This window comes from Vibrio sp. D431a, from assembly GCF_030248655.1.
GTDB classification, from domain to species: Bacteria; Pseudomonadota; Gammaproteobacteria; order Enterobacterales; family Vibrionaceae; genus Vibrio; species Vibrio alginolyticus.
Genome location: NZ_JAHGAP010000021.1, coordinates 1 through 12,105, shown reverse-complemented (window position 1 = coordinate 12,105; position 12,105 = coordinate 1). Strand labels below are relative to the sequence as shown.

The window sequence follows — 12,105 nt, the reverse complement described above, 5'->3', positions numbered from 1 at the left end:
ATATGGGTGATGTTACTTGGTTGTGGTTTTGTTTGGGCTTACAACGCTAGTGAAGGTTATTCTTGTGAGGATTGTGGAGTTAGAAAGGCAATTCAACTCGATGTCCCAAATCGTGCCCCTGAAGACGCTAAACCTTTAGATGGTGAAGTTGAACTAACCGTTGCTGTTGATGATTTCGAATTTGTGCTAGATGACCAAGAAGACGAGAACCGAAGGTTGTTGCTTCAAAGGGATTTGCGTTTAAAAACATCTTTAATCAGATCAAAGCATTTGGTTAAAGGTAAGATGTTCACTTGCGTAGTAACTTTCACTAAGAGTAAACCAGTTAAAATCGACGATTGTGGCGAAGATTACATTGCAAAACGCATTGTAGAAAAGGAACTCACTAAATTAGAGAAGGGAATGTTCGAACGACAAGGGTTCGAAAACGTCGACTCCGTATCAGTAACTTTGGGAAACAATTACTAGTAGGCAGGTATATGTTTAAAAAAATACTAACATTAGTCGTAGCAACTACGTGTGGCATTAATGCTACAGCTTCTGGCATTTCTATAGAGTCGTCTTCGGGCGGCTCTAATCGTATCCCAGTAGTTTTTGAGCTCAAAGGTGAGGCTGTAAATACGGCTGCACGTTCGCTGGAGAGTACTAAAATCTTTACTACGACTATTGGTTCCTGTGAAAAACACTCACATAAAATCGGACAAGACGTAATCTGTGTCTCGTCGGATGGGGGTTCTGCTGTGGAAATTGATGTACCTAATCGTAGTAAGTTGCGAATTGGGTACATAGACTCCTATCAAGATCTTGCTTCTAAGATTTATATTGCTGCATTGAATTCAAAAGCATCTCCGTTTGAGACAAAGCTAGCTCTGGTTACAAAGAATAAGACTACAGGTAAATACGTGTTGTCTGTAACAGACTATAAAGGTACTGACGGGAAAGTACTCCTACACTCCCCAATGCCAATCTTAAGCCCTTCTTGGTCACCAAATGGAAAATATCTTACTTATGTTTCCTTTGAGACATATAGGACATCTATCTTCGTGCAGAATGTAGAGTCTGGAGTAAGGCTAAAAGTCTTTGAAGTTAGGGGGCTCAATGCTTTTCCAAAATTCAAGGACAATAGAACTCTTGTCTTCTCACTTAGTGGAGAAAAACGGAACTCAAACATTGTTGAATTTGATCTACTGACAAAGAAGGTCAAGCCTCTAATTTCAAGTCCAAAGCACTCAGACGTGTATCCCGTACCTGTTGCTAATGGGACAGTTTTTGTAAGAATGTTTAAGGATATCCCTTATCTTTACGGGAAAACTAGGAAGGGGCAAATCTATCAGTTGAGCAAATCACCAAACAACCTCCCTACAGCTAACGAAAATGGCAGCGTTCTTGCGTCATCGATTGGGGGTTATATTTACATTTGGGATATGCTAAATAAAAAAGTAACTGAAAAAATAAACACGAAAGACAGGGTTGAGTCTCTGTCAATATCAGCGAAAGCTCAGTCTTACTACTACGTGACCGAGAGAAAGGATGGGTACGCATTAGTGTCGTATACAGCTTATGGCTCGAAAATGTTTGAGTTAAAGACTAGTGATGCAGATGTAATTCAAGTATCAGCCAAATAAGAGGAAGGCTATGAATAAGAAATGGTTAGTGCTACTTCTGCCAGTTGTAATGACTGGTTGTTCAAGTACTGGTTCTAGCAATAGTGCTACATCCGGAAGCTACTATGAAGAAGCTGGTGAGCAAGTTGTTTTTGAATCTCTAGATGAGGTATTTGAGGCAGAGCAATCGTCGGTTATGCCAAGTGAAAATCAAGTAACTGAATCTCGAACTAAAATTCTATCAGAAGGTGGATACACCCAGCTTGATATTGATGAGTTGGAGAGTAAGGGAGTTGATTTGTCTATTTTGGAGCACTCTATTGTAGGGTTCGGTTTTGATTCTTACAAAGTTGATGCGACTTCAAGCGAACTAATCTCCAAGCACGCTCAGCTACTCAAGGAACTTCCTAATCTAAAGGTGATTCTAGAAGGGCACACTGATAAACGCGGCGATCGCGCTTACAACCTCAAGCTTGGCGAAAATCGCGCAATTGCTGTTAAGGATCTCTTAACAGGAAAGTACGAGATAAACCCTGACCGAATTGAGATTATCTCATTTGGAAAAGAGAAACTAGTAGATTCTGGTGATACAGAAGCTGCACACAAAGCCAATCGTAGGGCTGAGTTTAGATATAACTAGAATTCAGATTGGCGTAGTTCATACTGCGCCAATTTAACAAAATAAAAAAATAAAATTTAAAAATAATACTTAATGAGTAAAGTTGTTGTGGTGACCTCTGGTAAAGGTGGTGTTGGTAAAACTACTACTTCTGCGAGTCTTGCTTTTGGGCTTGCAGCGAAAGGGGAGAAGACCGTTGTTATCGACTTTGACATTGGCTTACGTAATCTAGATGTGGTTATGGGGGTTGAGCGTCGAGTTGTTTACGATCTGACGAACGTTGTTCTTGGCGAAGCGACGTTAAATCAAGCTTTGATTAAAGATAAGAGAAATGAAAACTTGTACATTCTTCCGGCGTCTCAAACCCGTGATAAGGATGTGCTAACAGAAGAAGGCGTTGAGCGCGTTATTAACGAGCTTAAAACCAAGTTCAACTATATCATTTGTGATAGTCCTGCGGGAATTGAGCGTGGTGCAATGCTGGCACTGTATTTTGCTGATGAAGCAATCGTAACGACCAATCCAGAGATTAGTTCTGTTCGTGATAGCGATCGAATTCTTGGCATTTTAGACTCAAGTTCTAAGAGAGCAAAAGAAGGGGATGATCCAATTAAGCAGCACTTGCTGATTACTCGATACAACGAGGAACGAGCTCAAGATGGCACTCAGCTGACAATCTCGGATATCCGCGATGTTCTTGGCTACGAGCTTAACCTTATTGGTGTTATTCCGGTTTCTCCGGCTGTTATCGATGCATCAAATAAAGGTGAGCCAGTTATCTGTGGTAACTCACTGGCAGCAGAAACTTATCGCGATGCAGTAGAGCGACTACTAGGAACTGAAGTTCCATATCGCGATCTAGAGGAAAAACGAGGTCTTCTCAAAAAACTTAAAAGTCTTTGGTAATTTATGTCTATCTTAGCTACTTTACTTGGTAAGAAAGACAGCAATAGTGCCTCAATGGCTAAAAAGCGTCTTTCGTTGATTCTACATAACAGCGGTAACTCTGAGTTATCTCGAAAGCTAGAAGAAAGAATTAAGAAAACAGTGATCGACTTCTATGCAGAAGAAGGTCTAGCTGACAAAATTAATGTTGAAGATCTAGAGCATCACCTGAAAGAGGAGTGGATGGAGTTTTCTATCCCTTTGCTTGAAACATCTCCACGTTAATTAAACAAGCTTGCAAATAAAAAGCCCAGCAAAGTTGCTGGGCTTTTTGGTGGCTGTTATTTTGTCTCAATCATTGATGCAATTTGTTTTAGAGACTTGATAATGGTTTTTTCACGTTCCTGTAAGTTAGATATAGCATCATTAGTAAATCTAGACAGTTCTTGATGCGACTGGTGAAGAGCTATGTTGTCACTTGATATCTGCTTTAGTAGATCTTGTATCTCGTTATGAGCTTTAACAAGACGTGCATTATCATCTTCCAAGTTTTGGGCTAGAGTCACTACTTTTGCAATGTCATTAGTTAAAGCGAGGTTTTCAGTTTTCTGTAGATCTACTTGCTTGAAGAGTTTAGCAATAGCATCTGCTTGCTCGTTACGTGTCTTGGATGTTAGAGCGCTCTCTTTGCTCATTTCATTTCTGATTTGGTTCATGAGAGAAGATACGTCTTCCTTTACCTCTACCTTGAGTTTAGATCCGTGCTGAGTTAGCTTCAGCTCAAGCTCTTGTTGGTATTTCTCAAGATTTGAGCGTATCTCAACGAGTTCATTGTTGCTAAGCTCTTGGTTGGCAGCGAGCTCATCTTTATTGACTTGATACTTAGCAGAAAATGCCCTGTTTTCCATTTTACGGTTAACGGTACTTTCGACGATTCTCTCAATACTTCTCGGGCTTATGCCTTTTATACTTCGGCTTAGATCCGCAACCACGCCATTAATGTGAGTTGTGTAGTCTTTATAAGATGTAGCAGCCTCATCCCTTCTATTAATGATGATATCAGCATTTGCTTTAAGATCAGTAATGTCATCAATAAAGCTTTCAAGTGTTTGCTTATTAGTTTTTGCAATCTCCATACTGTTAGTCGACGTTAAAGAGGCAGCAGCTGCAACAGAGGTTACTTCTTGGATCTTTGCGTTTTGAGACTCTACCTTTGTTTTCGATTTGTTCGCGACTTCTGTTGCGGTATTGACCGACGCCGATGTTTCTGTAAGCCTCGTGTTGAGGGACTCAAAGTCAGAAAGTGAAGTAGTAGCAACTTCGTCAATTCGGGTAGAAAGCAGTTCACCAACCTTAGCTTGCTCATTAAGTTTATCAGTAACAACTGAGTAATCTTTATTGAGGTCGCTGAACATGTCTTGAACATTAGCTAAACGGCCTTCAAGCCTTGCGTCCTTTCCAAATAAAACTTCATACCCACAAAACGAACTAACTCCTACACTGTATGCTACAAGTAACTTGGTAAAGAGGTTTAGCTTATGCTTTCTTGGTTGAGGGTTCGTTGGAAGCCTGCTTTTAGACTGATTGTCAGAAAAGTTTTTATTACTTTCGCTGGAAGCTGCTTTGTCATGCATGAGTGATATTGAGTCAGCTTCCAATGAATCTTTGTCGTTAAAATTTTGGGCTGGTGTTTGTTCTAAATCGTTCTCGCCTAAATCATCTTTTTCACAAAGTTCATGCTCCGATGAATTGTCGGGCAAAATATTGTATTTAACACCTCTCTTATACTCATTTTCTTCTTCATCCGTTAGAAAGTGGGATAGCTTTATCGGTGTGTTGCGTTCATTATGAAGTTGCCAATCTTGTACATGCTTATCGTGTTTCTCAGTTGATGTTCGATTGGTTTTTTTGCCTACATGCAATCTCATTTTTACTTAGATATTTGCATTTTTAAAGGTATTTATCAAAGTTAAGTACTTTAATTGAATAGAAATTTTCACGATAGTTATAAGTCGCCCCTAGTTTGTTAGTGAATTTTGCTCGTTCGGTAATGATGTAGAAAAAATGTGTGTTTTATTCAAAACTTTAATAATTATCTATTATGACAGGCTATGCTTATTCAATTTAGTTCACTACAAGCTTCTTCTTTTAAAGGAGTGCTGAGACAAATCATCAATTCTTAAAATTTATGAGTGTGGTAATGCGCTATGCTGCACCATTTGTAAATGCAATAAGTTTCTTTTAAATATTTATACTTAACGGAAAATACAGCCTAAAAATAATCTCACTACTGATGCTGAATAATAATTGCAATTCGGTTGGGTGAAATCCTAAACTGTTATTAAAATGCAAATTTTATCCAGCTCAGCACTTCATGATTTAGAAGTTCCAGTGGTTAATATCCAAAACTCTGGCTTCGACCTCGTTCTAAAAACATCTGATGGTCAAGAAATTCTCGTAGAGGATGGCTTAACCGAAATGATCGTTAGCAAAGTTTCCATCCCACTCGTCAACGGAACATCCTTAGATTACAAAACCATCGTAAAGGATATGGTTAGTGATCTTGATAGTTTAAAGCTTCTTGATAGTCACTTTATTGGTGATGTTTACGAGCGTTCGAAAGGCGAACATGATGGCACAGGTGTCAAAGAATCAATGCTTGCAAAGCTTCCGTCTCAAGAAGAGGGTGCAGAAGATGACAAGTCAGCAACTGAAGAGGAAAAGTTAGCAGCTCTTGAAGAGATGCTTAAGGCGATGAAAAAGGCTCTTGCGGAAGCGGAGAAAAAAGCTGAGCTGGTGGAAGAAGAAAAGGAAAAGGAACTCACAGAGCACGAGGCTGAGCTCAAGGAGCAAATCGAGGAATTATCGCAAGCATTAGAGGCCGTTGCCGAGAAAGGCAAGAACGCCGTTGAAGAAATGAAGCAGGAACTGAAGGTGGAAGAGGTCGAAGTTAACAATAATACTTCTACTTTGACTGGTGAGTTCAGTGTTGCTCCTTCAACCAATAGCTCTAATAAAAAAGGCATTAGTAACATTACCGAAGAGGGCGAGCCTAAACCTGAGGATAGTTTTACTGTAAACCTCGATAGTTCTTCTGACTCTGGTGCCAAAGGCGACTTTATTACCAATGTCTCAGACCCTGTTTTCAAAGGGACTGGAACTCCGGGTACTTTGGTTACATTTAAGATCAATGGTGGTTCATACACTGCCATTGTAGATGCTAACGGTGAATGGAAGTTGCCGCCAATCCCAAGCCTACCTGAAGGGCGTTTTAATTACGAAGGGGTCGATACTCTAGGGAGAAAGGTTTCAGGCTCCATTGAAATAGATACGACTAATGAACTCACGCAAGAGCTGGAGACTGATACGGGTGTTGATGCTACAGATGGCATCACTAATCAGGCTCAGCTTGTGTTTTTGGGAACGACTGACGCTGGTTCGACAGTCACAATCAAAATTGGTGGCAAAGAATACAAAACAGTTGCTGATGGTGAGGGAAACTGGAAGTTAGACTTAGGTTCGCAATTAAATGATGGTGAATATGATTACACCGTCGTGTCAGCTGATGTTGCTGGAAATAAAGTTGAAGCTACTGGCAGAGTTACAGTTGATACTGTTATTGATGCTACTGTTCGTCTTGATGATCAAAACGATACTGGGATTTCTTCTTCTGACGGCATAACAAAAGACAATTCTAGTCTTACGTTTGTAGGCCAAATTGAAGAGTTTGAAGAAGCATTCTTCGAGTTTAATGGTGTTAAGTACCCTGTCCAACGTCAAGATGATGGTTCTTGGCAGGTAACTGTTCAGGGGCCGCTTCCTGATAACGACTACAACTTTAAGCTTTATGTAAAAGATAAGGCTGGCAATGAAAGAACAATAGAGGACAGCATCACTGTAGATACTGTCATACAAAACTTCGATGCAAAGTTATCAGAGGAGTCTGATACGGGTAATAGTAGCTCAGACTCTATCACAAAAGATACGTTGCCAAAATTTGATGGGACAGGTGAGGCTGGCTCTAAGATTACACTAGAAATTAACGGGAAAGAGTACACGACGTCAGTTGGAAGAGATGGAACATGGTCTCTTCAAGTGAAAGATGAACTTCCTGAAGGTGATTTTGATTGGAAGATTACGATAGAAGATCTTGCAGGTAACACTGACTCCAAATCTGGTGAAATAACGATAGCTACTTCTGTTGATATTTCAGTTCGATTGGCAACAGACACAGGGGATAGCGATAAGGATGGGTTAACTAAAGAAACCAACAACAGGTTTGAGGGTAAGACTAAAGTTGGCTCCACTGTTGAGGTTACGATTAAGGATGAGAACGGGCGAGTTGTTCTCGAAACTAAAGTTGAAGTTGATGAAAACGGCAACTTCATACTAGAAACTGGCGACCTAGACCAAGGCGTATTCAATTATACCTTCACAGTAAAAGACGTTGCAGGTAACACAAGCAAAACTTCGGGTTCCTTTGAAATAGATACACACAATGAGGTATCAGGAAGTCTTGATAAACAATCAGACCATGGTCATTTTGATGATGATGAGATTACTAATGATCAAAATCCGGTTATAAGCGGGAAAGGTGAAGCAGGGTCAAAAATAACTGTAACTATCAACGGTAAGTCATACCAAACCACAGTAGATAAGGCAGGTAATTGGTCACTAAAAGTAAAGGACAAATTACCTGAAGGTGAGATTGATTATGTAATCAATTCTACAGATAAAGCTGGTAATGATGCCGAACCTGTGACAGGTAAAATTGTCGTTGATACAACAGATCCAACTGGTTTAACAATTGGATTAAAAGGCTCATCTGATACTGGCGATAAAGGTGACTGGAAAACAAGATCAGAAGAAGTTGAGTTCACTGGCGCAGTCGAAAAAGGAAGTCAGTTAACGATTTTTATTGATGGTAAAAAGTACGAGGGCATTTCTGTTGATAAAGACGGGAATTGGTCTTTTAAAGTGCCTGTTGATCTACCAGAAAATTTAAATGGCTACGAGATTAAAGTTGTCGCGGAAGATGTAGCTGGTAACACCTCAGAGTTAACCAAAACATTGGTTATCGACCGTACGACGGAGATATCTGGAGGTTTAGATAAGTTATCGGACACAGGTCATTCGGATTCTGATGGTGTTACCAAAAGTGCTAACCCTGTGTTCTCTGGAACGGGAGAGCCTAACTCAAAAGTTGTATTGGTAATTGATGGTAAGTCATACGAGGGGGCGACCGATTCTCGTGGTAATTGGAAAATTACAGTTACAGACAACCTTTCTGATGGAGATTATGAATATAGCGCATCTATTACAGACTCTGTTGGTAATACTGCTGATATTTCAGGCGTTATCACGATCGATAGTGTAGCTCCTGACTTTATTGATTACGTCTTGCAAAATGATGCAGGCGAATCAAAGGGTGACTTCATTACAAATAAAAACACCCCGCATCTTACTGGTAAGGTTGAAGATGGAGCGAGCCTGAAGATTATCATTACGAATGACGAAGGGTTCAAAAAGGAGTACTTCTCGCCAAGAGATATTTCTATTAATGCAAAAGGTGAATTTGAATTCGTTTCTCCTATTTCCCTTGATGATGGGAAGTTCAATATTGAGTTTGTTGTAACCGATATTGCTGGTAACGAATTCTCGAAAAATCAGCCTCTAGAAATTGACACAAAGATCAGTCTTACCGCTCAGTTAGACCCATCGTCAGATTCAGGTGAATCAGACCAAGATTCAGTTACGAATGTTAAAAAACCAACGTTTATCGGTACAGGTGATACAGGTGATAAGATCACCCTCACTATTAACAACAAGACCTATCAGACGACCGTGAAGGAAGATGGGACTTGGTCAATTACTGTGGGCGATGAGCTGAAAGATAATGTCTATGAATGGACTGTTGTAGCAAGTGACGTTTCCGGAAACGACAAGCGCATTTCCGGAAAGGTAGAAATTGATACTCACACTTTTGTAGAGGGTGGGCTTGATAAAGAATCTGACTCTAATCTTATCGATAACATCACTAACGAGACTCAACCATGGTTTAGTGGCACGGGTGAGGTTGGAGCAAAAGTAACCCTTTTAATAAACGGCAATGAGTACTCTGCTATTGTTGATGCTACTGGAAGTTGGTCAATACAAGTTACAGATAAACTTCCAGATGATGAGTATACATTCACAATCAAAATTTTAGACGACGCGGGGAATGAGAAGTCTTCGGTTGGCAGAATTGAAATTGATACTGTGAATAGTGTAGACAGTGATCTCGATATTACAACGGACTCCGGCGTCCAAGGCGACTCTAAAACAAAAGATACTAACCCTGTTATATCGGGTTCAGGAGAAGCTGGAGCTTTAATTACAGTTATCATTAACAATCGCGAATACAAAGATACTGTCGATAGTAGTGGTAAGTGGAGCATTCAGGTAGATGAGTCTCTATCTGATGGCAAGTATAACTACACAGTTAAATCTGTAGATGTGTCTGGCAATGAAGCAACCGACACAGGTCAAATAGAGATTGATACAAAGACTTCTGTTACCGCAAGACTGGATGATGGTATTGATACTGGCGAGAGCAAGAATGATGGCATCACCAAGAACGATACCTTGGCGTTTGTTGGGACAGGAGAAGCTGGATCAGAGATCACCCTAAAAGTTGGTAACGACGAATACACTACTAAGGTTAATGATGATGGTAATTGGTCGATCTCCGGCTTAAAGCCGTTATCTGATGGTTCCTACAAGTGGTCTGTTACCTCAGTTGATGAAGCTGGCAATAAAGCACATACAGGTGGTGAAGTTGTAATTGACACACAAGACCCAGACTTTGAAGGAGTTCGACTAGATAACGACTCGGGTCAGGATGACAATGATTTTGTAACGAATAACCCAGATTTAATCCTTTCAGGCAAAACGGAAAATAGCTCTATCGCTATAACCATAAAGATTGCAGGAAAAGTATATTTCTCAGGGGATGACTTTACGATCAGTCAAGACGGAACGTGGTCATTCGCACTCCCTGACACATTGTCAGATGGCAAATATAAGCTAGAAGTTTTCTACAAAGATCCCGCAGGAAATGAAACCTCAGAGTCACACACTGTTGTAGTCGACCAAGTAAACACGATTACTGCTGAATTAAGTCCTGATTCCGACTCAGGAGATAAAGGGGACAATTTAACCAATTTAGATAAGCCAACCTTTAGAGGTTCAACTGACGCTCATTCAAGTGTAAAGCTCACGATTAATGGTGAAGAATACACAACAGTAGCGGATAAAAACGGTGATTTCACGATAACTATCGATACAGCACTTCCAGATGGTGAATGGGATTGGGTTGTTGAGTCGGTAGACCCTGCTGGCAACAAAGTTTCTGATAGCGGTTCCATTGAAATTGATACCCAGCCACCGTCACTTGACAACATTGTTTTGGTCAATGACTCAAACATATCTGATGACTGGATTACAAATAATGAACAGATTTCACTAACTGGTCGATTAGAGGCTGGAGCAAAGCTTGAGATTGTAATCTACAAGGGTAGCACTCGTTATACTTATTCGAGCCCAAGAGACTTTGATATTAATGAGTCGGGAGAATGGAATTTTACTATTCCAAATTCATTAGAAGACGGAGAGTGGACTCTTAGCTTTAATGCCACAGATAAGGCAGGAAACCCTAATAGCAAGGTTCTTAAGGTAGTTGTGGATAATGAGGTTGAGGTTGAGGGATATTTAGATAAAGAATCAGACTCAGGGCTTAGTGACTCAGACGGCATCACCAGTGAAAAGAACCCTACCTTTAAGGGGACAGGTGAGGTAGGAGCGACAATCACTCTTAAAATTGGTGACAAGGAATTTGAAACTACTGTTGATGATAATGGTAATTGGGAATACACCGTTGCTTCAGCACTTCCTGATGGTACTTACAAAGTGTCAGTAGTAACCAAGGATATTGCAGGAAACACCAAAACTGAGCATCTATCAGACCTTGTTGTTGATACAAAGGCACCTAATTCTTCTGACGTGGTTTTGGCGTCAGATACAGGTGAGATTGGAGACTGGTTGACTTATGAAAAGAGTCCAACCTTCAAAGGCCAAATTGAAATTGGAGCCTTTATACAATTTACGATCAATGGCAACACTTATGATAACGATGATATGAATATTGATTCTTCGGGCAACTGGTCTTTGACTGTAAAAGATGAGCTACCTGAAGGCGAGCATTCATGGTCATTGGTCGTAACTGACAAGGCAGGGAACGAGACAAAAGACTCTGGAAAGGTCAAGATCGATACGACTATTACACTTGAGGGTGGCCTTGATGATGGCTCGAATTCAGGGGATAAATCCGACAATTTAACTAACATTAATTCACCTGTATTTAGCGGACAATCGGACGCGAATGCCAAGATTGTTTTAATTGTAAATGGTAAAGAGTACAGAACCACGACAGACAATCATGGTAATTGGAGTGTTCAGGTTACTGAGCAACTACCTGATGGAAATCATAACTGGGTTGCAAAGTCTGAGGACTCAGCAGGTAATACAGAAGAAATTAATGGCGTCGTTAAGATCGATACAACTAAACCTGACGGCACAATTAAACTTGTGAATGATACTGGCGCTGACAAATCTGATGGCATCACCAATGAGAGCAAGCCAATCTTCAGTGGAAAAATTGAAGCTGGGGCAACTTTGAAAGTCACTATTGATGGGGTGACGTATGCAGAGCCAGTTGTAAATGTAGATGGCGATGGAAATTGGTCTCTTGTTCTTCCAAGCTCTCTCTCTGATGGTAAATACGATGTAACTATGTTGGTTACAGATAAGGCCAATAATACTACGACAAAAACAATAGAGATTGAGGTTGATACCTCAACTAGCTTGCAGGGGCGACTTGACTCAAGTTCTGACTCAGGAGTTGAGTCAGACGATGGAATCACTAACCAAACAAAACCTGTCTTCAGTGGAACTGGTGAA

At 40.4% G+C, this 12,105-nt stretch carries 7 protein-coding genes; 6 read left to right on the top strand and 1 reads right to left on the bottom strand.

The features are described 5' to 3' along the window. The first annotated feature begins 6 nt into the window (after positions 1 to 6). From KJB35_RS17790 to KJB35_RS17770, 5 genes are all read left to right on the top strand, one after another. Positions 7 to 468, top strand: coding sequence for a hypothetical protein (locus tag KJB35_RS17790; RefSeq protein ID WP_285469452.1), 462 nt, complete (start codon positions 7 to 9; stop codon positions 466 to 468). A gap of 11 nt (positions 469 to 479) precedes the next feature. Next, complete coding sequence (locus tag KJB35_RS17785; RefSeq protein WP_285469451.1) at positions 480 to 1,625, top strand: hypothetical protein; 1,146 nt, start codon at positions 480 to 482, stop codon at positions 1,623 to 1,625. A 10-nt stretch (positions 1,626 to 1,635) separates the two neighbouring features. After that, positions 1,636 to 2,244 (top strand): OmpA family protein, encoded by a 609-nt coding sequence (locus tag KJB35_RS17780; protein ID WP_285469450.1) that lies wholly within the window; start codon positions 1,636 to 1,638, stop codon positions 2,242 to 2,244. A 72-nt stretch (positions 2,245 to 2,316) separates the two neighbouring features. Then, the gene (minD, locus tag KJB35_RS17775; RefSeq protein ID WP_285469449.1) at positions 2,317 to 3,129 is read left to right on the top strand and encodes a septum site-determining protein MinD; all 813 of its coding nucleotides are present in this window, start codon (positions 2,317 to 2,319) and stop codon (positions 3,127 to 3,129) included. A gap of 3 nt (positions 3,130 to 3,132) precedes the next feature. Beyond that, positions 3,133 to 3,393 carry a hypothetical protein gene (locus tag KJB35_RS17770; protein ID WP_285469448.1) on the top strand — a complete coding sequence of 87 codons (261 nt, stop codon included), beginning with the start codon at positions 3,133 to 3,135 and terminating at the stop codon, positions 3,391 to 3,393. Between the two features lie 56 nt (positions 3,394 to 3,449). On the opposite strand, the gene KJB35_RS17765 is transcribed toward KJB35_RS17770, so the two are convergent. Further along, positions 3,450 to 5,036, bottom strand: a complete 1,587-nt coding sequence (locus KJB35_RS17765; protein WP_285469447.1) for a hypothetical protein — start codon at positions 5,034 to 5,036, stop codon at positions 3,450 to 3,452. Between the two features lie 418 nt (positions 5,037 to 5,454). Between KJB35_RS17765 and KJB35_RS17760 the strand changes: the two genes are divergently transcribed. After that, positions 5,455 to 12,105 (top strand): Ig-like domain-containing protein (locus KJB35_RS17760; protein ID WP_285469446.1); only part of this gene is annotated, 6,651 nt, incomplete at its 3' end.

What these genes read in the sequence shown, in the direction of transcription:
- KJB35_RS17785 (WP_285469451.1), top strand. Translation starts at nt 480, where the DNA reads ATGTTTAAAAAAATACTAACATTAGTCGTAGCAACTACGTGTGGCATT.
- KJB35_RS17780 (WP_285469450.1), top strand. Translation starts at nt 1,636, where the DNA reads ATGAATAAGAAATGGTTAGTGCTACTTCTGCCAGTTGTAATGACTGGT.
- minD (WP_285469449.1), top strand. Translation starts at nt 2,317, where the DNA reads ATGAGTAAAGTTGTTGTGGTGACCTCTGGTAAAGGTGGTGTTGGTAAA.
- KJB35_RS17770 (WP_285469448.1), top strand. Translation starts at nt 3,133, where the DNA reads ATGTCTATCTTAGCTACTTTACTTGGTAAGAAAGACAGCAATAGTGCC.
- KJB35_RS17765 (WP_285469447.1), bottom strand. Translation starts at nt 5,036, where the DNA reads ATGAGATTGCATGTAGGCAAAAAAACCAATCGAACATCAACTGAGAAA.